Raw genomic sequence first — 22,645 nt, forward strand, 5'->3', positions numbered from 1 at the left:
AGTGTCGCTTTCTTGCACACATAATTAAAGGCTGTTTAAATGGTCTTGTCGTTATTTGATTTCTCTTCATATTGTATATGATGATTTGTAGTATCCTGTAACGGTTTTATATGTCATCTTTATTTTCCTTTGTGATGTCATCATAAGGTGTGTATCTATTTGAAGGTGCTGATTTCTTTTTAATCAGCCGATAACAAACAAAGCATATTACAGTAATAACAAATGGACTATAAGCATATGCCATTTAATCACTCCTTAAAAAGATTGCTTACTATTTCATCTCACTATATCCCTACTATCCCTTTGTTCAAAACAACGCGAAAACAGCGCAAAAAAATACAGGGGTAGCTTCAGATCTGTCCAACTAGTAAAAAGGATCTTGAAGCATTCTTCACCTAACTTTAAGAAAAAGAATTATTTATTGTGAAATGTGTTGACTTAATGGTGGGAAAGGATTAATATAAATAAGCACCAACTAAGACAAACGCAAAAACATCATCGCTTTTGGCTGATTGCTGAAAGAAATAATAACTATTGACTTCTTACTGTGAAAATGATAAGATGAAATGGTCGCTGAAAAACACAGCGATTTAAAATAAGTTAAAAACTTCGTAGAAGTTGACAACTAATCAATAAGATGTTATGATGAATAAACAGCCATTCGAAAGAACGATTGTGGAAATTGCTCTTTGAAAACTGAACAAAACAAAGCGCCAACGTTAAATTTTAAGTGAGCACACACTATCAAAAAAGCAAATGAGCAAGTCAAACATTTCTTCGGAGAGTTTGATCCTGGCTCAGGACGAACGCTGGCGGCGTGCCTAATACATGCAAGTCGAGCGAATCGACGGGAGCTTGCTCCCTGAGATTAGCGGCGGACGGGTGAGTAACACGTGGGCAACCTGCCTATAAGACTGGGATAACTTCGGGAAACCGGAGCTAATACCGGATACGTTCTTTTCTCGCATGAGAGAAGATGGAAAGACGGTTTACGCTGTCACTTATAGATGGGCCCGCGGCGCATTAGCTAGTTGGTGAGGTAATGGCTCACCAAGGCGACGATGCGTAGCCGACCTGAGAGGGTGATCGGCCACACTGGGACTGAGACACGGCCCAGACTCCTACGGGAGGCAGCAGTAGGGAATCTTCCGCAATGGACGAAAGTCTGACGGAGCAACGCCGCGTGAACGAAGAAGGCCTTCGGGTCGTAAAGTTCTGTTGTTAGGGAAGAACAAGTACCAGAGTAACTGCTGGTACCTTGACGGTACCTAACCAGAAAGCCACGGCTAACTACGTGCCAGCAGCCGCGGTAATACGTAGGTGGCAAGCGTTGTCCGGAATTATTGGGCGTAAAGCGCGCGCAGGTGGTTCCTTAAGTCTGATGTGAAAGCCCACGGCTCAACCGTGGAGGGTCATTGGAAACTGGGGAACTTGAGTGCAGAAGAGGAAAGTGGAATTCCAAGTGTAGCGGTGAAATGCGTAGAGATTTGGAGGAACACCAGTGGCGAAGGCGACTTTCTGGTCTGTAACTGACACTGAGGCGCGAAAGCGTGGGGAGCAAACAGGATTAGATACCCTGGTAGTCCACGCCGTAAACGATGAGTGCTAAGTGTTAGAGGGTTTCCGCCCTTTAGTGCTGCAGCTAACGCATTAAGCACTCCGCCTGGGGAGTACGGCCGCAAGGCTGAAACTCAAAGGAATTGACGGGGGCCCGCACAAGCGGTGGAGCATGTGGTTTAATTCGAAGCAACGCGAAGAACCTTACCAGGTCTTGACATCCTCTGACAACCCTAGAGATAGGGCTTTCCCCTTCGGGGGACAGAGTGACAGGTGGTGCATGGTTGTCGTCAGCTCGTGTCGTGAGATGTTGGGTTAAGTCCCGCAACGAGCGCAACCCTTGATCTTAGTTGCCAGCATTCAGTTGGGCACTCTAAGGTGACTGCCGGTGACAAACCGGAGGAAGGTGGGGATGACGTCAAATCATCATGCCCCTTATGACCTGGGCTACACACGTGCTACAATGGATGGTACAAAGGGCTGCAAACCTGCGAAGGTAAGCGAATCCCATAAAGCCATTCTCAGTTCGGATTGCAGGCTGCAACTCGCCTGCATGAAGCCGGAATCGCTAGTAATCGCGGATCAGCATGCCGCGGTGAATACGTTCCCGGGCCTTGTACACACCGCCCGTCACACCACGAGAGTTTGTAACACCCGAAGTCGGTGAGGTAACCTTCATGGAGCCAGCCGCCTAAGGTGGGACAGATGATTGGGGTGAAGTCGTAACAAGGTAGCCGTATCGGAAGGTGCGGCTGGATCACCTCCTTTCTAAGGATAATTACGAGAGCGCTTTTGTTTTGTTCAGTTTTGAATGAGTAATTCATTCAAATAGGAAAGACAAACATCACGATGTGGTGGATTCTTTCTGCTTTGTTCCTTGAAAACTAGATAATAGATAGAAGGCAATTAATTTTTTTCAAAGCATCTGTAAGATCTTTTTTAACGGTTAAGTTAGAAAGGGCGCACGGTGGATGCCTTGGCACTAGGAGCCGATGAAGGACGGGACTAACACCGATATGCTTCGGGGAGCTGTAAGTAAGCTTTGATCCGGAGATTTCCGAATGGGGAAACCCACTGTTCGTAATGGAACAGTATCTTTACCTGAATACATAGGGTACTGAAGGCAGACCCGGGGAACTGAAACATCTAAGTACCCGGAGGAAGAGAAAGCAAACGCGATTTCCTGAGTAGCGGCGAGCGAAACGGAATTAGCCCAAACCAAGAGGCTTGCCTCTTGGGGTTGTAGGACACTCAACATGGAGTTACAAAGGAACGGGGTAAATGAAGCGACCTGGAAAGGTCCGTCGAAGAAGGTAAAAACCCTGTAGTTGAAACTTCGTTCCCTCCTGAGTGGATCCTGAGTACGGCGGGACACGAGAAATCCCGTCGGAAGCAGGGAGGACCATCTCCCAAGGCTAAATACTCCCTAGTGACCGATAGTGAACCAGTACCGTGAGGGAAAGGTGAAAAGCACCCCGGAAGGGGAGTGAAATAGATCCTGAAACCGTGTGCCTACAAGTAGTCAAAGCCCGTTAATGGGTAATGGCGTGCCTTTTGTAGAATGAACCGGCGAGTTACGATTTCATGCGAGGTTAAGTTGATGAGACGGAGCCGCAGCGAAAGCGAGTCTGAATAGGGCGAATGAGTATGAGGTCGTAGACCCGAAACCAGGTGATCTACCCATGTCCAGGGTGAAGTTCAGGTAACACTGAATGGAGGCCCGAACCCACGCACGTTGAAAAGTGCGGGGATGAGGTGTGGGTAGCGGAGAAATTCCAATCGAACCTGGAGATAGCTGGTTCTCTCCGAAATAGCTTTAGGGCTAGCCTCAAGATGAGAGTATTGGAGGTAGAGCACTGATTGGACTAGGGGCCCCCAACGGGTTACCGAATTCAGTCAAACTCCGAATGCCAAATACTTATTCTTGGGAGTCAGACTGCGAGTGATAAGATCCGTAGTCGAAAGGGAAACAGCCCAGACCACCAGCTAAGGTCCCAAAGTATACGTTAAGTGGAAAAGGATGTGGAGTTGCTTAGACAACCAGGATGTTGGCTTAGAAGCAGCCACCATTTAAAGAGTGCGTAATAGCTCACTGGTCGAGTGACTCCGCGCCGAAAATGTACCGGGGCTAAACGTATCACCGAAGCTGTGGATTGACACCGTATGGTGTCGATGGTAGGAGAGCGTTCTAAGGGCGTTGAAGTCAGACCGGAAGGACTGGTGGAGCGCTTAGAAGTGAGAATGCCGGTATGAGTAGCGAAAGAAGGGTGAGAATCCCTTCCACCGAATGCCTAAGGTTTCCTGAGGAAGGCTCGTCCGCTCAGGGTTAGTCGGGACCTAAGCCGAGGCCGAAAGGCGTAGGCGATGGACAACAGGTTGATATTCCTGTACCACCTATACATCGTTTGAACGATGGGGGGACGCAGAAGGATAGGGTAAGCGCGCTGTTGGATATGCGCGTCCAAGCAGTTAGGCCGGAAACGAGGCAAATCCCGTTTCCATTAAGGCGGAGCTGTGATGGCGAGGGAAATATAGTACCGAAGTTCCTGATTCCACGCTGCCAAGAAAAGCCTCTAGTGAGATGTAAGGTGCCCGTACCGCAAACCGACACAGGTAGGCGAGGAGAGAATCCTAAGGTGTGCGAGAGAACTCTCGTTAAGGAACTCGGCAAAATGACCCCGTAACTTCGGGAGAAGGGGTGCTTTTTAGGGTGAATAGCCCAGAAAAGCCGCAGTGAATAGGCCCAGGCGACTGTTTAGCAAAAACACAGGTCTCTGCGAAGCCGCAAGGCGAAGTATAGGGGCTGACACCTGCCCGGTGCTGGAAGGTTAAGGGGAGAGGTTAGCGCAAGCGAAGCTTTGAACCGAAGCCCCAGTAAACGGCGGCCGTAACTATAACGGTCCTAAGGTAGCGAAATTCCTTGTCGGGTAAGTTCCGACCCGCACGAAAGGTGTAACGATCTGGGCACTGTCTCAACGAGAGACTCGGTGAAATTATAGTACCTGTGAAGATGCAGGTTACCCGCGACAGGACGGAAAGACCCCGTGGAGCTTTACTGCAGCCTGATATTGAATTTTGGTACAGCTTGTACAGGATAGGTAGGAGCCTGAGAAGCCGGAGCGCCAGCTTCGGTGGAGGCGTTGGTGGGATACTACCCTGGCTGTATTGAAATTCTAACCCGCGCCCCTTATCGGGGTGGGAGACAGTGTCAGGTGGGCAGTTTGACTGGGGCGGTCGCCTCCTAAAGAGTAACGGAGGCGCCCAAAGGTTCCCTCAGAATGGTTGGAAATCATTCGTAGAGTGTAAAGGCACAAGGGAGCTTGACTGCGAGACCTACAAGTCGAGCAGGGACGAAAGTCGGGCTTAGTGATCCGGTGGTTCCGCATGGAAGGGCCATCGCTCAACGGATAAAAGCTACCCCGGGGATAACAGGCTTATCTCCCCCAAGAGTCCACATCGACGGGGAGGTTTGGCACCTCGATGTCGGCTCATCGCATCCTGGGGCTGTAGTCGGTCCCAAGGGTTGGGCTGTTCGCCCATTAAAGCGGTACGCGAGCTGGGTTCAGAACGTCGTGAGACAGTTCGGTCCCTATCCGTCGCGGGCGCAGGAAATTTGAGAGGAGCTGTCCTTAGTACGAGAGGACCGGGATGGACGCACCGCTGGTGTACCAGTTGTCTTGCCAAAGGCATAGCTGGGTAGCTACGTGCGGACGGGATAAGTGCTGAAAGCATCTAAGCATGAAGCCCCCCTCAAGATGAGATTTCCCATGGCGCAAGCTAGTAAGATCCCTGAAAGATGATCAGGTTGATAGGTCAGAGGTGGAAGCATGGTGACATGTGGAGCTGACTGATACTAATAGATCGAGGACTTAACCAACGCTTTTTAAAAAATGAAATACCTTCTTATTATCTAGTTTTGAAGGAACAACGTTCCTTTTATGTTTGGTGGCGATAGCGAAGAGGTCACACCCGTTCCCATTCCGAACACGGCAGTTAAGCTCTTCAGCGCCGATGGTAGTTGGGGGTTTCCCCCTGTGAGAGTAGGACGCCGCCAAGCCATTTGAAAAGACCAGCCATCCGGCTGGTCTTTTTTGAGGTCGTTATCTTCAGTACTTATTATTTAAACCTATTATAGACCATAAAGAAAGTTATATGCAGGATAAATGGTAGGACATACTATTAATGCATCTGAATTTCTATAGCTATCTGTCTTATCCATATCAGTTTAAGACAAAGGGACAGAATTCTTCGTTTCTGTAGGGATATATGTTAAACTTAACATAGTTCTGAAACTGTCATTGGGGGAATAGCCGATGGATACCTCTGCTAAAGATGAAATGATTTTTTCGTTTGCTGAATGGTTGAGAGACCAAGGCAAATCAGCTAATACGATCAAAACGTATACTGGTGTCCTTTCACAGTTTTGTGACCAGACACAAAAGATATTGATGGAGATCCATTCTGAAGATGTTCAGGCTTATCTTGATAATTTAGAAAATTGCAAGAAAAGCCCAGGGACAATCGAAAAACACTATATTGCATTAAATGTCTTCTTTAAATTTTTAGGTAAACCGCAAGTGATGCTTTCAGTGGAACGTAAAGTTAAGGAGCACAAGCTTGAGGTACCTGAAACTTTAAGCCTCAATGAGCAGCAGATACTGTTAAAAGATATAGAAGCAGAAGGGAATCTAAGGAACATTGCCATCGTCTACCTTTTGTTACATACTGGAATTCGTGTCTCCGAATTATGTGACTTAAATGGCCGTGACGTCATCATGGAAACAGAGCGGAATTATATACTTGTCCGGAACGCAAAAGGTGAAATCGACAGATCCGTACCCCTTACGATATCGGCCATTCAACATGTACAAAATTATCTTTTTTCTTTAAAAGAAAAAGCAGATCCGTTATTCATCTCAAGCTATAATCAAAGGATCACTCCGAGGTCAGTTCAATATATATTGAAAAAATACAATGTGCATCCGCATAAACTGCGACATACTTTTTGTCAAAGGTTAGTGGATAATGGAATAGATATACAAACGATATCAAAGCTTGCCGGTCATAAAGATTTAAACGTAACGAAGCGTTATCTAAAAGAAAAATCGCTGGATCTGGCAAATGCGATAGATCAAACTTTCACGAAACACTAATATAAAGAAATGAAAAAGGGAAGAGAGATCTTTCCTTTTTTTGTTTAAACAAACAGATTCCTTGGAAATGACGAATAGGACGTTTTGTCTTAAGAGATGGGACGGGTTGAAAGAAGAGGAATATAGTTCAGTCAAAAGGACCGAACATTGATGCATTGTTGAATCAAAAAAGAGGGGGTTCCTGAAATAAGGAATCCCCTCTTCTTTTTCTTCGTTACTTAACTGTTTTTTTCTTCTTTTTACCTATTTTCATTATAAATTCATATACTACTGGCACTATTACAAGTGTTAGCAATGTAGAACTCACCAGTCCGCCGATAACGGTAATGCCCAAACCTTGTGATATTAATCCACTGCCTTCCGCACCGATTGCCAGAGGTATTAAAGCGCCGATTGTGGCAAGGGCAGTCATCAGGATAGGGCGTAGACGGGTGGATCCTGCCTCGAGTAAAGATTCCCTGGTAGATAGCCCGGATTCTTCATTCTTGATAACACGGTCGACTAATACGATGGCATTGGTCACGACGATACCTATAAGCATCAGGACACCCATCATTGCCGAAACGCTGATGGTCTCACCTGCAATGAATAGCCCTGCCAATGCCCCGATTACCGTAAATGGTAAGGAGAAGAGAATGGCTATTGGTGCTAAACCACCATGGAAAGTAACCACTAGGACAAAGTATACGATAGCAACTGCCGCTAACATAGCGATACCAAGTTGAGTGAATGATTCTTGGATATCTTCCGTCACTCCGCCGTAGTCTATAGAGACGCTTGCAGGAAGGTCTAATTTATCAACTTCCTTCTGTACATCAGCTGTCACTGCGGCCACATCATCCGATTTGATTGTTGCAGACACGTCGGCATAAATTTTTCCATCGCGGCGGCTGATTGTATCGGAAGCTTTGCCTTCTTCGATTTTTACAAGCTCTTTCAATGGGATTTCCATTCCCATTGGAGAAGAAATTTTCGTATTCTCTAGATCTTTTTTGTCTTCGAATGTTGTTTCTTTTGTCTCGACATATACTTTGACTTCTTCTCCATCTTTCTTAATGGTAGTTAAAGCATCATCCTTATTCGTATTGGCGATGGACATTCCAATTTGTGCAGCTGTCAGTCCAAGGTCGCTTAGCTTTTCTTGGTCTGCAACTAAAGTGTATTGCTCATAAGCATCTAAAAGACTTGTATCAACATCTTTTAAATCTTTATTTTTCTTCATGATATTTTGAATATCATCAATTACCGGTTCAATATCTTTTTGTGTATTTCCGTAAACAAACAGAGTGGTCTCGTTGCTTGATGTTGATGTGAAATCTTGTTGTTTCCATGTTCCAGGTGAATCAAGTTCAGTTAATTCTTTTATGACGGTTTCTTTTTTGTCCCCGAAATTTTCGGTGTCTTCGTCATAGAGTACATAGAAGAGAGCCGAGTTACTCGAGCCGCCCATCATGCCTCCGCCCATCATGCTTTCGCCAAGTGTGTATTGAACGGTCTTCACATCGTCTTTATCCATGAAGTATTTTTCCACTTTTTCTGTTTGCTTTTCAATATCCTCTTTTAACTCTCCAGGTGCGGGAGTGTAAGTGACGATGATCGTTTTTTCTTCATCTGCAGGCATGAAGCTTACACCGATGCTTGGGATTAGGAATAAACTGCCAACTAATAATACAATGGCTGTGCCGAAAGTGATTAGTTTATGGTTTAATGACCAATCCAGTGATTTTCGATAGAGTGCTGATAGTTTGCTTGGTTTTTCTTCATGTGATTTTAATTCTTTTGTAGATAGTCCCTTTTTAAATAAAGAGTCTGCCATTGCCGGAACAAGTGTGATGGCGATTATTAATGAAGCGACTAATGCAAACACCATTGTTAAGGCGAATGGCGTGAATAGTTCCCCGACAGGTCCTGTAACGCTTGCTAAAGGCAGGTATACGGCTACAGTAACGATTGTCGATGAAAGGATGGGGATGAACATTTCCTTAGTGGCAGATCGTATTAATTCGCCGCCTTTTAATTGTTCGCCTTTTAAAGCCATTCTTCTATAAATATTTTCTATGACGACAATGGAGTCATCGACGACTCGGCCAATCGCAACGGTCATGGCCCCAAGTGTCATGACATTCAATGAAATATCCATTTGTTTGAGCACCAAAAGGGCTGCTAACAGGGATAATGGAATCGAAATGACGGAAATGAGAGTCGTTTTAAAGTTCCTAAGGAACAGCATGATAACAATAACGGCAAACAGACAGCCGAAGAGTGCCTTGCTGATCATGGTTTCAACGGAATCTTTAATCGGTTTAGCTTGATCGAGAGTAGTGTGTACACTTACTCCATTAAACTCTTCTTTGAAATTCGATGCTTCTTCATTTACTTCGTCGACGATTGCAACTGTATCGGCATCAGGTGATCTTGTAACCTGGATTCCAATCGATTCGCTACCGTTTGTTCTTGAAATCGATTCAGCCTTACCGGTAATTTTAACATCGGCAATATCTGATAATTTCACATTTTGCAGTTGGGCAGGACCTGTTTCCATTTCAGGAGATAATTGATTGGTTTCCTGTCCAGTTTGTGCTGGCGCTCCTGTTTTCGGGCCGCCGGTTAAAGGTATCTTTATATTTTTCAGGTCCTTTAATGTGGAAATGTTTCCATCCACAACGATTGTTTTCTCTTTATCATCAAAGTTATATATGCCAAGCGGCATACTGACGTTTGCAGCCTGGATAACCTTCTTTACGGTTTCTTCATCGAGCCCGTATTGAGCCATCTTGTCCTGGTCGAATACAAGGCTTCCTTCATTTACTTGCTGTCCGGAAATGGATACGGATGTCACGCCGTCAATTCCTTCAAGTTTAGGTACTAACACCTCTTCGACATTTTTTGTAAGGGCTGGTAAATCAGAAGCCTTATCTGTTACACTGAGTGCGACGACAGGAAAAGCGTTTAATTCTAATTTAGATACGCTCGGGTCATCTACTCCCTCTGGCAGTTCCAATTTCTCTAAAGCATCTTTCACTTCTTTTACTGCATCATCCATATCCGTATCATAATCATATTGTAATTGGATGGAAGAGGCATTGGCCATGGACGAAGAACTGACTAATTCGACTCCTGGCAAATTTGTTACTTTTAGCTCAATCTGGTCTGTGAGCTTATCTGCTACTTCTTCAGGTGCAGCTCCAGGATAAACAGTGGAGATGCTTATTAAAGGAGTGGAGATGCTTGGTATGGTTTCTTGTTTCATGTTTAAACCGGAGTATAAACCAGCTGCAACGATGATGATGGTAAGCAACCAGATTGCCAATTTATTCTTTAATGAAAATTTAATTATTGAATTCAAGCTTGTACCCTCCATACATAAAATTGTGACCAGTCGGTCACAAACTCAAATATATAGTATATGGATTATGATTGCAATAGATAATATCCGTTAGTGCTAACGTTGTGATTTCAAGGGTTTTGGGATACAATTTGGAAGATATGACCCATTGGTCACCGGTGGACAATTTTAAAAGATAGGATGAATTTGATGAAAGAAAAAAATAAGATGATCATAGATAAGTCTGTGGAGCTTTTCGCGGAGAAAGGCTATCATGCAACTTCGGTTCAGGAAATTGTTGAAAAATGCGGGATAGCAAAAGGGTCCTTTTATAATTATTTTAAATCGAAGGAGGAATTACTAGTCTCCATTTTTAAATTTTATTATGAAGCGTTGACAGACTCATTACTTGATCTTGAACTGGATGCTTCATTGTCCAGTAAAGACAAATTCATGAGGCAGATCACTGTTCACATTGAGCATATGACGGGAAATACCAACTTGATTCAAATGATGATGCAGGAACAAATGGTTCATATCAGCAAGGAACTAGATGGATTTTTACATTATATCCATGAAGAGGGCTTGATTTGGTTCAAGCGTAAAATCATTGAGTTATACCCGGGACTTTCATCTGATCTTCTGCCCGATTGCACCATTATTTTAGATTCGCTTTTCAAAGGCTATATCGGAATATTGATCAGGAAACAAAATGCTTTCGATGTAGAATTGTTACCTAGCTTCATATTGAACCGGATGGATTCCATTGTCGCAAGTCTGGAGAACATGGAAGATCCATTATTGAAACAATTTCCCCTACCAGGTTGCTCGATGCGGGATATGAGCCCAAAAGAAGAAATCCATTCGATTATCGCCAGGATGCTGGAAGTGGAAACACGTAAAGAAGAGGGAAGGGAGACACGTAAAATTACGGAAGCTTTAAAGGCACTCCAGGAAGAATTTTCAAAGGTTAGGCCAAGCTCAATCATCTTGGAAAGCCTTTTGTTATTTTTGGAAAAAAATGAAAAAAGGAGCCCCTTGTGTTCAAAGCTTATCTTATTGATGAAGGATTATTTGCTGAATATATGAAGGCTTTACTGAAAGGGGCGAAAGCCTCTTTTTCATTTAAATTTTTAATGAGATTTAAAAACGGAGATTTAGGAAAAAGTAAAAAGTGATGGGAAGAAGACAATTCTTTCAATAATATGGGGGCTAGAATCATGCGATGGAAAAAGGGAATGCTGATTTATAATAAAAATGCAGGGAATGATAAACTCGAAAGGAATCTAGGAGGGTGTCTTCCGGTATTAGCTCCACATATTGATGAGTTTCTCATTCTACAAACAAAGCAAAAAGGCGATGCATGCCGTTATTGTTTGGAATATGGTGAAGAAATGGATGTAGTTTTCGTATTGGGAGGAGATGGAACGGTACATGAGTGTGTAAATGGCCTTTCACCCCTTCAGAGGCGGCCGTTGTTTGGGATTTTACCTGGAGGGACTTGCAATGACTTCTCCAGGACATTAAAGATTCCTCAAAATGTTCGTCAAGCTGCGGAAGCATTAGTAAACGGTAAGGTTCGTCCAATTGATATTGGTAAATCCAATAACGATTATTTTTCCAATTTCTGGGGAGTTGGGCTTATTTCAGATGCTTCAAATAATATTGATGAGCAGGAAAAAAGCAGGTTCGGAAAGATAGGATATTTATTAAGCGCTGTAAGGACGATTGGTGAGAGTGCTCCCTTTCCCTATAAAGTGGAATATGATGGGAATTTCATTGAAGGGGAAGCAGTTATGATTTTGGTCTTGAATGGTTGTTTTATCGGCACTAATTTATTGCCCTTTCCCATGATTAGACCAGACGATGGGCTCTTTGGCGTTGCCATCTTGGAAAATGCAAGCCTTGGTGCATTTTTAGAAATAATAGCGATGAAACGTTCATGGACTCAAAATATGAGTTCTGACTCTGGGGTGACTTATTTACAAGCAGGTACCTTGACTATTGAATCCAAGAGGCCGCTTGATGTGGATATGGATGGAGAGAACTATAGGCAAACTCCTTCACGCATTAAAGTCCTTGCCCACCATTTGTCAGTATTAACACCAAATTAGTGTGGGGATTCTATTTAAAGGGAAAGGCTTATGTGTTTTTTTTGTATATTCATTCCTTATTTCTGCAATTGTTTCCAAAATAGGATAAAATGTATGATGATATATCATTTTTTGCAGGAGGACCAATTATGGTGTACCAGGTCAGATTGTTAAAGGGCATTTTACAGCCTTATCGGAGTCGTTATCAGCTGCAAAATGCAGAGGCAGTCACAAAGCTTGGATTGAAATTAATATTTATATATTTTCTTAGTCTTATAGTATTCGCCGTTGGGGGATATTTTGGCATTGGTTCAGAATCATTCTCCAAAGAAATCACGAAGATGAGCGCCAATGAATTCGAAGCAGCAAAGTTGCTGATTTTGAGCGGCAATATAATAACAGGAATAATCCACCCTTCCATATACATATTTTTAGCAGCTCTATTCTTTTGGATCGTTACTGATATCCCCTATATAAAATTAGTTATCGTTCAAATGATTCTTTTTGGCCTGCAATTAGTGGAAAAAACATTATTGATTCCCTTATTCGTTTTAATGGATATAGGCAGCGATGCCAATCCTTTTTCATTGGGGATCATCAGTCAGTATTTTCTCAGAAGTGATTATTTCATTCACTTTTTCAGTGAAATTACCATTTTTCAATTTCTCATTATTGCTCTGCAATATTTTTATTTGAAGGAATTTACAGAACGTAATAATTATTTGGTCCTTTTAATGATTGTTCTATTCTATTTGGCCACATGGTTTGTTAAAGCCTTTTTAGGATACATCCAAGTAGGCGTATTTGTATAAAGCGGGTGAAATGAATGAGCGGTAACTGGAAAATAGCGGCGGTCTCCATTGCGTCGATAGTGTTAATAACCGTTAACTTATACCTTATTGAAAAAAAAGAAAGCAAAGTGGAACGGACGGTTTTCGTTGAAAACTGGACTAAGGTAAAAAAAGATACAATTACGGATACTATTCAAACAAATGGGGTAATTAAACCAGTAGAAGAGTATGATATCTATTTTGATGCCAAGAAAAATGATTTTAAGAAATTCCTTGTAAAAGAAGGCGATTCGGTTACGGCTGGCTCCTCGTTGTTTGAGTATACGGCGACCGAACTTGATGCGCTTAAAGCGAGTTTGGAAGCGGAGAAAACGGCAGCTGAGGGGGAAAGGGCAGGGATTGAGGAATACATAGGGAAGTTGAGGTCTTATCAGGGGAACTTGACCAGTGAACCTGAAGCGGCAATTGATGAATCGGTGGAGAAAAACTTGAATATTGATATAACGACAAGCTCTTCAGATCTTATTAAAAGTAACATTGAGCAAGAAATGTACAAGCAGGAACTAGAAAAAAACAGGTTGGATGAAAAAGTGAAAATGCTTGACGCTAAATTAAGTTCGATTGAGGAGCAGTCCAGTGCAATTGTGACGACGAGCGAGGCTGATGGTGTCGTTAAAAATATCAATAAAAACCTTGATAATCCCATTATATCCATCGTTTCTACAAATATGGCAATTGAAGGGTATTTCTCCGGAGAGGAAATGAAAAAGGCTGAAGTGGGCATGACTATAAAAGCAAGTTCCTCTGATTCAAAAAAGGCATTGAAAGGGACGATAGGCCGTATCCATTCCTATCCCGCAGAAGAGCCATCATTAAAAAAAGATAACAGATTTCCATTTCAGGCTTTAATCGAACCGGAAGGCGAAGAAACGGAACCTTTGTTGGTGGGATCGAAAGTGAATCTTACTGTAATAACCAATGAGAAAGCCGGTGTACCCTCTATACCGATAGAGGCGGTACAATACCAAAAGCATCCATATATTTACAAGTTGACGAATAAAGGCCATGTGGATAAACATTACATTACAAAAGGTCTTAAGGCTGAAGGGAAGCAGGAAATCATAAAGGGACCATCTGTAGGTGACGTCATCCTCCTGAAGCCGAATGTGGCAGTGAAGAACCATTCTTATTTTATTACCCCGATTCAATTTGAAAAAGTGAAAGCTAGAACTTATAAAAAATTCACCTCTAGGGAAAAAGTAAGATACCTGTTACTTGGCATTCTGGAAAAATAACCGCTTTTTTCACAAGAGAGGTGATGACAAATTATTTATTAATTATATCAATATAACTTAAGTGATTAAAAATCGGGAAGCGTAATTATAGATAGAGTAGCTATTAATACAGAATATTCAGACATATTTAAAGACCTTTTTCTAGAACGGATGCGAATAAATATTTACAGATTATCATTTTTAGTATAATATTTTATTATAAGTTAACTCGCTTAATCTTATTCCAAGAACGGGGGACCCATTTATGTGGATTTTATCCGCTAGGGGTGAATTCAGAAATGAAAGGGCTTTTTGTGTTTCCAATCCTAACCCGACAGCTAACCTCGTCAGCGTCTTCAAGGGAACATGTGTGAATATTCACGCCTATAAGAAATCGACACATGAAGTGTCTTTTTTTTCGGCGTAAAGACAGAGTTTTTCAAAAAAGAAAAATTACTTTCTTTTATTAGTATCTTGTTTCCCTTACCGAGACAAAAATGTTTTTGCATCAAAGACTTTATGGAAGGTGAGGAAAGTAAATGAAGAAATTCAAACTAAGTTTAGCTAGCCAAATTTTCATTGGTTTAATTCTAGGGATTATCGTTGGTGCCATTTTTTATGGTAATGAGACGGCCCAAAACTTTTTACAGCCATTCGGAGACATTTTCCTACGAATGATTAAAATGATTGTAGTGCCGATCATCGTTTCAAGCCTTATCGTTGCAGTTGCTGGTGTAGGTGATTTGAAAGCGGTAGGTAAACTAGGTGCTAAATCATTATCATACTTTGTTGTCGTAACTATGATAGCGATTGCTGTTGGTTTAATTTCAGCGAATATCATCCAGCCTGGTGCTGGTGTGAATATGGATAAGCTGGAACAAACTGATATTTCTACGTATGTTGATACAGCAGAAACTAAGCAGCATGAATCGTTCGTGGATACACTCGTTCACATTGTACCATCCAATCCAGTCCAAGCTATGGTACAAGGCGATATGCTAGCGATCATTTTCTTCTCCGTGTTGTTTGGGCTTAGTATTGCAGCCATCGGTGAAAAGGGTAAACCAGTATTCCGCTTCTTCCAAGGTACAGCTGAAGGAATGTTCTACCTAACTAACATGGTCATGAAATTCGCTCCTATCGGTGTATTTGCACTAATCGGTGTGACGATCTCCAAGTTCGGTTTGGAATCTTTAATTCCGCTAGGAAAGTTAGCGCTTTCTGTATACGGAACAATGATTTTCTTTGTAATAGTCATTCTTGGTCTTATTGCGAAATTTGTCGGATTCAATATCTTTACGCTGATTAAACTTCTAAAAGAAGAATTGATTCTTGCTTTCTCTACTGCAAGTTCAGAAGCGGTTCTTCCGAAACTCATGGAAAAAATGGAGAAAGCGGGATGTCCAAAACATATTGCTACATTTGTTATTCCGACTGGATACTCCTTTAACCTTGATGGTTCTACATTATACCAAGCGTTAGCAGCTATCTTCATCGCTCAAATGTACGGAATCGATTTAAGCGCGTATGAGCAAATTACGCTGATGCTAGTGTTAATGATCACGTCCAAGGGGATTGCGGGTGTACCAGGTGTATCTTTCGTAGTGCTTTTAGCGACATTGGGAACTGTCGGTATTCCTATTGAAGGTCTAGCATTTATTGCCGGTATCGACCGTATTCTTGATATGGGACGTACAGTGGTAAACGTTATCGGTAATTCACTTGCGGCAATCGTCATCTCTAAATGGGAAGGTCAATTCAACCCTCCTTCCAAAAAAGAGTTAGAGCAAGTTTCTTAATATAAAAAATCCAGAGTGAAATGTCACTCTGGATTTTTTTATTTATTTTTTGAATGAGATAGCGCTTTCTTATTTCTCGATGACTGTAAACTCCGCTTCCTTAGAGATACTCAAGCACTTCAAGTTGAATTGTTTTATGGAGGAAACTACCTTCTTGACGCGTCTTCCCGGATGTCAAAATGCCCCCAAATTCATAAAGCCTTTCATCTTGTTTACCCTAAAACCAAATCATTTCCTCTCGGCCCAGAAGGTCATGTGTTGTGAAATGAAACTACCTTCCGGCTTTAAAATACGTTAATTTGTTTCAAAGCTAATGTCGGTCATTTTGAGTTGGGGAAGCATCAGCAAAAAGGGAAGCGGCCCTATGAAATGAGTGAATGAGTGATAAAACCATATATGATCCATTCTTCGAATCCTATATTTTTTCCTATTGGTTAATATGGATTTTGATTCATGTTATTTACCTGATGCAGATGATGATGATTAATATTGGGGTTATATAACTTACGTGAAACTCCAAAAGTTTGATAAAATAACATTATTGATTGAGAGCTCGGAGGGGGTCAGGTTATGAAGAATGAAAGTAATGATATCTTATACATGTATATGCAGGCTTCCGAACGCTTTGTCCTTTTTAATGGACTCAATTTTCGTGAATTCGTCAATTCGCTTCCGTATACCTTGGATTCGATCTTATTATTGAAACATCAATTCGATGGAGGGGAATACAATTTGAATGTCCTGCTTGAGAGCGCTTCATCTGAAGCTATTGCGAAGCTCGTTAAAGAAAATGTCCGGGCATATGGAGATTTCTGTTGGATTGATTTTGAAGAAGCGGAAGTGCTGGATGAATTGGATGGAAGGGAAATAGCGGAACTTTTATATTTAGGACACGCTAAAACCCATCTGGATCCCCCGTTTTTCCGTAAATTGAATAACCAATTTGTGTACCTTGCCCAGGATGATGGCTGGTTCAATAAAATTTATTTTCGTTCTCTTTCGACATATTATATGATGTTAGGAAGTCTGATTCCGCTAAAGCTGGAGCCGTTAAAAGTAGAGAGGACGTGGCTTGGAATCAGAAAGAAAAAAGAGCTGACGGCGATTCCTGCAGAAATCATCGTTTCCTTGGCTCATATTCTGGCAGAGGGGCTCGTTTTTTCCTTTCGGGATGTTAAGTATACTAGAACGAAAATTGAGATACCGGCATGGGTCGTAGGGGATTATTTAAACATGGATGAAATGCATGATTCCTTTTCGGATAGAGATAGTAAGGAGCCCGATGCATTTATTATCTTCAATCGAAAAGAGAAGATTTGGGAAAGCGTTATTAAAAATACACCATCCTCCTGATTTTATTTGAAGTCTTTGAACTTTTTAGGTGTAAGACTTACCGTCTCATGCATAAAAGATAAGAGAGGGAAACGTAGAGGTGTTCACAGGATGTGGCGGCTTTATTCTGTGTTCTGCAAAATAGTAATCATTGGAAAAGCCTCAATGATGGAAGTTTCGCTTTATCCCGCATTAACAGGCTGTAAGGAAGCCTGATGATAAATGTAATGAAAAAGAAATGTGGTGAGCCAACAGCCTGTAAATGCCCGATTGCGCCGCACAGGATGTGCTAGCACAGGAGTTGCCACAGGATGTGGCGGTTTTATCCTGTGTTCTGCAGAATAGTAATCATTGGAAAAGCCACAATGATGGAAGTTTCGCTTTACCCCGCATTAACAGGCTGTAAGGAAGCCTGATGATAAATGTAATGAAAAAGAAATGTGGTGAGCCAACAGCCTGTAAATGCCCGATTGCGCCGCACAGGATGTGCTAGCACAGGAGTTGCCACAGGATGTGGCGGTTTTATCCTGTGTTCTGCAGAATAGTAATCATTGGAAAAGCCACAATGATGGAAGTTTCGCTTTATCCGTTTTAGTGTAAAGTGATACAATGAACATGGTTAAAAGAATATTGGAGGGTAATAACTCATGAAAACTAAACTTGGTTTGCTTTATGGTGGAAAATCTGCGGAGCATGAGGTTTCTATGCAGACGGCTTTAGCGGTCATTAAAGCTCTCGATTTAGCAAAGTTTGATATATATCCGATTTACATAACAAAAGATGGTTCATGGATTAATGGACCAAAGTTAACAGGTCCTGCCGAGAATGTGGAGGCTTTGACATTTTCACCGGAAAAATCGAGCTCGCCTCTTGCCTTGCAAGCACATTCAACTGATGAAGATAGTGAATCAACAGGGTATGATGTAATTTTCCCATTGCTTCACGGACCGAATGGAGAAGATGGAACCGTACAAGGGATGCTGGAACTGTTGAACCTTCCTTATGTAGGGAATGGCGTTTTAGCTTCTTCAGCAGGAATGGATAAGGTCATCATGAAAAACATTTTTGCCCAGGCAGGACTTCCTCAAGTGAAATACACTTGGTTCATTCGTTCCGAATGGGAGAAGAATACTGAAAGTGCCATCAAAAAGGTAGCGGATGAATTGGGGTACCCTTGTTTTGTCAAACCTGCCAATTTAGGTTCAAGTGTCGGTATCAGCAAATGTAATGATGCTGATGAACTGGAAAAAGCGGTAGCGGAAGCTTTTCAATTCGATCGGAAGATCATCATTGAAGAAGGGGTCATTGCTCGTGAACTCGAGTTTGGTATTCTTGGTAATGATGAACCGTCTTGTTCAGTGGCAGGCGAGATCATCCCTAAGAAAGATTTTGCCTTCTATGATTATTCAGCAAAATATGTAGACGGTAATTCAGCGATGGTCATTCCGGCGGAGATAACGGAAAGCGAGTATGCAGCTTTATCCGAAATGGCCATTACTGCCTTTAAGTCATTGGATTGCTCTGGATTGGTCCGCGCAGATTTCTTCTTGACGCATGAGGGGCAAATCTATATTAATGAAGTGAATACAATGCCTGGGTTTACTCCTTTCAGCATGTTTCCGTTATTGTGGAAGCACACAGGTGTCGACTATCCAGCGTTAATTGAAACACTCGTGAAACTTGCCTTGGAACGTCATCAGGAAAAACAACAAATCAAATATACAGTTTGATCATGCAGGTAAAGTATCAGTAAACTCCACAATCCATCATGCCTTGATTTGATGGATTCCAATCAGCAGGAACCGGTGCGATTTAAACTGGTTTCTGCTTCGTTTGGTTAACGGAGAGCGATTAACGGTTCGATGAATGTAGGAGGAACAAAATGATAAAGAGAACGTTAAAACAAGTACATGAAATGGCAGAGGGATTGAATGATATCAGTCCATTCCAGTCCAAAGGAATTAATGGGGTTACCATCGATTCAAGAACGATCAAGGAAGGATGTTTGTTCATTCCGCTTAAGGGAGAGAAGGTTGACGGCCATGAGTATGTCAAGCAGGCTTTAGCGCAAGGGGCTGCAGCTTCCTTTTGGCAAAGGGATGTTCCGAATCCTCCTGATGATTTACCGATAATCATTGTCGAAAACACTGAGAAAGCACTTCAACAATTGGCGCGTTCTTACCGCCAGGAGTTGAATATAAAGGTCATTGGGATAACAGGGAGCAATGGTAAGACCACTACGAAAGATATGACCGCTGCGCTGCTGGCAACTGCCTATAAGGTTCATAAAACCAATGGAAACTTCAATAATCATTTAGGTTTGCCGCTAACGATACTTTCTATGGCACAGGATACGGAAGCGGCTGTTTTGGAAATGGGGATGAGCAGCCGCGGTGAAATCGAGTTCTTATCCAAAATGGCAAAGCCTGATGTAGCGATCATTACCAATATCGGTGAATCACACTTATTGGATTTAGGATCACGCGAGGAAATCGCGAATGCGAAGTTGGAAATTGTCGAAGGTTTGGCGAAAGATGGAACGCTGATATATCATGGTGATGAACCATTGCTTCGCAATCGGATCAAAAAGGATTTTCCTGATTTAAACGTAATATCTTTTGGACGTACGGAAGAAAATGATTTATATCCACAGGCCATCAGCCAAGGGGCGGACAGTACCACGTTTACCATCGCAAGCGGTGATAAGGAGATCGGTTATGAGATACCTGTGTTAGGTCATCATAATGTTCTTAATGCGTTGGCGGCCATCTTGGTTGCTAAAGAATTCAATGTGGATGATTCTTCGATCCGTAAAGGCCTATCGACCATTCAGTTAACTAATATGAGGATGGAATTGGTTGAAGGCGCAAAAGGGCAGAAAATCATCAATGATGCATATAATGCCAGTCCAACCTCAGTCAAGGCGGCAGTGGAGTTGGTTGAGGGCTTATCTGGATTCGAGAATAAGATCCTTGTATTGGGAGATATGTTGGAGTTAGGGCCGCAGGAAAAAGACTTTCATACAAAAATTGGTGAATTGATTTCCAATGAGCGGATTGATAAGATTTTCACATATGGTCCTTTAGCCGAGTTTATTGCCAAGGGAGCGAGCAAGTCCTTTTCATCGGAGCAGGTTCGCCCTTTTCAAGATAAGCAGGAGCTTATAGAGGAACTTAAGTCGTCCACACAGGAAAATGACATCATACTTGTTAAAGCTTCCAGGGGCATGAAGCTGGAGGAAGTCGTTCAAGCTCTACAAAAATAAAAAATAATGAAAAGGCCGTTTCTTTTTTGAAACGGCCTTTTTTATTGTCTTTAAAAAAGTGTCCCGGCTATAATGCAGATGTCATCGTTAATCACTGAATGCCTCATCCTTGAGACCAATAGCTCCTGAAGAAGGTCATTTGTATCGAGATGGACATTTTCAATGAATTCCCTCTCGATATTGTCAGATCGGTCAATGGCGGAAGGTGTGGGCGTTTTAGACAGTCCGTCTGTATAGATGATGAAACGGCTTCCTGGTTCATAATGAAAGACTATTTTTTTTATGGGCAATTCGGGGATCAGTCCGCTTGGTGTGGCCCCTTCGTTTAAGTTGAGAATTTGATTGGTGCATGGGGAATACAAAAAGGCCGAAGGAAGTCCGTAGTTCACATATTCGATGAGTCGATCCTTTGTATTCACGTATGCGATGAAGGCTGTAATACGAGCATGTTTTTTGTTTTCCCGATTAACTCCTTGAAATAGGTCCCGAATATGTTTGCCCAGTTCCTCTGTTATGTAAATGGGGTCTTTTACCCGTTTGATAAGGTCGGGCATCAAAGTCCTTATGGACATGTTTATAAGTGCTGTGTGGATGCCTTTTCCAAATACATCGATCATGATGAAGCCGTATATCCTGTCGCCGACCTCCGCCCAGTAAAATAAATCCCCAGAAAGCTCACTCGAAGGCTGAAAAAGGCCTTTGACCTCTATATCTTCATTATTGATCGACAAAGGTAAACTTGAAAGTTGAATCCCCTTTGCAATTCGCAGGCTCCTTGCTGATTTTTGGTGTATCTTTTCAAGCTCTTGCCCCTTCTTTTTTGCCGAAAACAATTGCATGCTGATGTTTTTGAGTGACTTTAATTTAATCCGGACTTCTACTGAATCGGCAGGGACTGCCATGGTTTCATAAAAGGTCTTTTCCGGTAAGGCATGAGGGGGCTCCATTCCTAAAGCGCGTTTGTAAATGAATAAGATAGGGATTTCGTGAGATTCAGCTAAGGCAAATAAAGAAGTTTGCTGCCAAGAATCTGTTGATATGTGCAAAGGCAAAATAAATAATGATTTCATTAAGTCCGATGAATCTTCGAATAGATGACTTTGATTGAGTGGATCCTCCAAAAAAGTGACTTTCTTGTTCATTTTCTTTAAGATTCGACCAAAATCCTTACATAAAGGAACATCTATTGTGAATATGTTCATATAACCCCCCGTTGATTTGTTGATAGGTCAATCATACTGCATTTAGACTAATTTACTATAATTTTTACACAAAAAGATGAAATTTTCGAAAAATTAATGATTCCATATACCTGGAAATTCATTCATGATAAGCCCTTTCCTCCAACGGGGGTAATCGTGGAAGGGGGGTATCGTTAGATTTTAATCCTTCCTAAAAAGGTTTGTTGAAACTATTTGATTTAAACTCATATCATATATAAATGGATGTTCGTTTTGGCCGGGATGTTCTCATCCCGAACCATGATTTTAACAGGACTAGGTTCCGGTTTTGTGAAATCCTCCTAATTGGATTTCTGAAGCCACTGGAACGGTTTTTAAATAAAAAACTGTAGAAAAACTCGCTTTCTTCGAATTTGTCTAAGTTTGAATCCACTTACGCATAAATGGATATAGTAAAACGGTGATCCTATTGATGAAATAATCAGTCCATGTGTTTTTTTTAACCCATTATTGAATGAACAAGCGATATTCTTACTCAAAAGTGTAACGGCTGCATATTTAACAGGAAGAAATGACTAATTTTTTCATTTTTGAAACTGTCTAAAGTTTTTAGTAACTCTGAATGGGCGATATCCTTTATTGCATTAACAGTTTGAAAATGGTAATATGAGTATGAGTTTAAATGTCTTATCATTGATGATTATTTAAAATTAATCAGGTTGAGGCAACAAAATTGTATGTTCTTACATGTTTCATGAGTTCATTCTTGAGATTATTTTAGATTAAATAGGCCTCGCGTCTGGTCATATATAAAAGCTGCATCTCTTGGCGGCTTTAGTAGCTATTAGGGAATCAAGCCGCATTTAAGCGCTTTT

General features: G+C 41.8%; 12 protein-coding genes, 3 rRNA genes and 1 riboswitch. Of the genes, 12 read left to right on the forward strand and 3 right to left on the reverse strand.

Annotation, left to right across the window (positions count from 1 at the left end):
* Positions 1-106: 106 nt before the first annotated feature.
* Complete coding sequence (locus ACJ9PY_RS01360) at positions 107-244, reverse strand: DUF3951 domain-containing protein (RefSeq protein ID WP_134402069.1); 138 nt, start codon at positions 242-244, stop codon at positions 107-109.
* A gap of 530 nt (positions 245-774) precedes the next feature.
* Here ACJ9PY_RS01360 and ACJ9PY_RS01365 point away from each other — a divergent pair.
* The 4 genes from ACJ9PY_RS01365 (at position 775) to ACJ9PY_RS01380 (ending at position 6,710) form a co-directional block, all read left to right on the forward strand.
* Positions 775-2,325: ribosomal RNA gene (locus ACJ9PY_RS01365) — 16S ribosomal RNA — on the forward strand.
* A 176-nt stretch (positions 2,326-2,501) separates the two neighbouring features.
* Positions 2,502-5,434, forward strand: a 23S ribosomal RNA gene (locus ACJ9PY_RS01370).
* Positions 5,435-5,498: 64 nt separating this feature from the next.
* A 5S ribosomal RNA gene (gene rrf / locus ACJ9PY_RS01375) occupies positions 5,499-5,614 on the forward strand.
* Together the 16S, 23S and 5S rRNA genes form the textbook arrangement of a ribosomal RNA operon.
* Before the next feature lie 256 nt (positions 5,615-5,870).
* The gene (locus ACJ9PY_RS01380) at positions 5,871-6,710 is read left to right on the forward strand and encodes a tyrosine-type recombinase/integrase (RefSeq protein WP_411739368.1); all 840 of its coding nucleotides are present in this window, start codon (positions 5,871-5,873) and stop codon (positions 6,708-6,710) included.
* A gap of 214 nt (positions 6,711-6,924) precedes the next feature.
* Here ACJ9PY_RS01380 and ACJ9PY_RS01385 read toward each other — a convergent pair whose 3' ends face one another.
* Entirely contained in the window at positions 6,925-10,056 is a 3,132-nt protein-coding gene (locus ACJ9PY_RS01385) for an efflux RND transporter permease subunit (RefSeq protein WP_411739369.1), read from the reverse strand.
* 189 nt (positions 10,057-10,245) lie between these two features.
* Here ACJ9PY_RS01385 and ACJ9PY_RS01390 point away from each other — a divergent pair, with 189 nt between their 5' ends.
* From ACJ9PY_RS01390 to ACJ9PY_RS01425, 8 genes are all read left to right on the forward strand, one after another.
* Complete coding sequence (locus ACJ9PY_RS01390; RefSeq protein ID WP_063574494.1) at positions 10,246-11,124, forward strand: TetR/AcrR family transcriptional regulator; 879 nt, start codon at positions 10,246-10,248, stop codon at positions 11,122-11,124.
* A gap of 131 nt (positions 11,125-11,255) precedes the next feature.
* Positions 11,256-12,149, forward strand: a complete 894-nt coding sequence (locus ACJ9PY_RS01395) for a YegS/Rv2252/BmrU family lipid kinase (RefSeq protein ID WP_278089968.1) — start codon at positions 11,256-11,258, stop codon at positions 12,147-12,149.
* Positions 12,150-12,277: 128 nt separating this feature from the next.
* Positions 12,278-12,940: a hypothetical protein gene (locus ACJ9PY_RS01400; RefSeq protein ID WP_191930802.1), complete on the forward strand. Its 663-nt coding sequence runs from the start codon at positions 12,278-12,280 to the stop codon at positions 12,938-12,940.
* A 14-nt stretch (positions 12,941-12,954) separates the two neighbouring features.
* Positions 12,955-14,214 (forward strand): efflux RND transporter periplasmic adaptor subunit, encoded by a 1,260-nt coding sequence (locus tag ACJ9PY_RS01405; RefSeq protein ID WP_411739370.1) that lies wholly within the window; start codon positions 12,955-12,957, stop codon positions 14,212-14,214.
* A 199-nt stretch (positions 14,215-14,413) separates the two neighbouring features.
* Positions 14,414-14,561, forward strand: a riboswitch (cyclic di-AMP (ydaO/yuaA leader).
* Between the two features lie 171 nt (positions 14,562-14,732).
* A complete protein-coding gene (locus ACJ9PY_RS01410; RefSeq protein ID WP_057277202.1) occupies positions 14,733-15,992 on the forward strand; it encodes a cation:dicarboxylate symporter family transporter in 1,260 nt (419 codons plus the stop codon).
* Between the two features lie 570 nt (positions 15,993-16,562).
* Positions 16,563-17,345, forward strand: a complete 783-nt coding sequence (locus ACJ9PY_RS01415) for a hypothetical protein (protein WP_411739371.1) — start codon at positions 16,563-16,565, stop codon at positions 17,343-17,345.
* Between the two features lie 626 nt (positions 17,346-17,971).
* Positions 17,972-19,054 carry a D-alanine--D-alanine ligase gene (locus tag ACJ9PY_RS01420; RefSeq protein WP_063574489.1) on the forward strand — a complete coding sequence of 361 codons (1,083 nt, stop codon included), beginning with the start codon at positions 17,972-17,974 and terminating at the stop codon, positions 19,052-19,054.
* Between the two features lie 152 nt (positions 19,055-19,206).
* On the forward strand, positions 19,207-20,589 hold the full coding sequence (locus ACJ9PY_RS01425) for a UDP-N-acetylmuramoyl-tripeptide--D-alanyl-D-alanine ligase (RefSeq protein ID WP_145504241.1): 1,383 nt from the start codon (positions 19,207-19,209) through the stop codon (positions 20,587-20,589).
* A 50-nt stretch (positions 20,590-20,639) separates the two neighbouring features.
* On the opposite strand, the gene ACJ9PY_RS01430 is transcribed toward ACJ9PY_RS01425, so the two are convergent.
* Positions 20,640-21,791 (reverse strand): PP2C family protein-serine/threonine phosphatase, encoded by a 1,152-nt coding sequence (locus ACJ9PY_RS01430; protein WP_411739372.1) that lies wholly within the window; start codon positions 21,789-21,791, stop codon positions 20,640-20,642.
* Between the last annotated feature and the right edge of the window lie 854 nt (positions 21,792-22,645).

Source organism: Peribacillus sp. S4, assembly GCF_046715815.1.
GTDB classification, from domain to species: domain Bacteria; phylum Bacillota; class Bacilli; order Bacillales; family DSM-1321; genus Peribacillus; species Peribacillus frigoritolerans.

Coding starts and splice junctions, on each gene's coding strand:
- ACJ9PY_RS01360 (WP_134402069.1), bottom strand. CDS start 244: ATGGCATATGCTTATAGTCCATTTGTTATTACTGTAATATGCTTTGTT.
- ACJ9PY_RS01380 (WP_411739368.1), top strand. CDS start 5,871: ATGGATACCTCTGCTAAAGATGAAATGATTTTTTCGTTTGCTGAATGG.
- ACJ9PY_RS01390 (WP_063574494.1), top strand. CDS start 10,246: ATGAAAGAAAAAAATAAGATGATCATAGATAAGTCTGTGGAGCTTTTC.
- ACJ9PY_RS01395 (WP_278089968.1), top strand. CDS start 11,256: ATGCGATGGAAAAAGGGAATGCTGATTTATAATAAAAATGCAGGGAAT.
- ACJ9PY_RS01400 (WP_191930802.1), top strand. CDS start 12,278: ATGGTGTACCAGGTCAGATTGTTAAAGGGCATTTTACAGCCTTATCGG.
- ACJ9PY_RS01405 (WP_411739370.1), top strand. CDS start 12,955: ATGAGCGGTAACTGGAAAATAGCGGCGGTCTCCATTGCGTCGATAGTG.
- ACJ9PY_RS01410 (WP_057277202.1), top strand. CDS start 14,733: ATGAAGAAATTCAAACTAAGTTTAGCTAGCCAAATTTTCATTGGTTTA.
- ACJ9PY_RS01415 (WP_411739371.1), top strand. CDS start 16,563: ATGAAGAATGAAAGTAATGATATCTTATACATGTATATGCAGGCTTCC.
- ACJ9PY_RS01420 (WP_063574489.1), top strand. CDS start 17,972: ATGAAAACTAAACTTGGTTTGCTTTATGGTGGAAAATCTGCGGAGCAT.
- ACJ9PY_RS01425 (WP_145504241.1), top strand. CDS start 19,207: ATGATAAAGAGAACGTTAAAACAAGTACATGAAATGGCAGAGGGATTG.
- ACJ9PY_RS01430 (WP_411739372.1), bottom strand. CDS start 21,791: ATGAACATATTCACAATAGATGTTCCTTTATGTAAGGATTTTGGTCGA.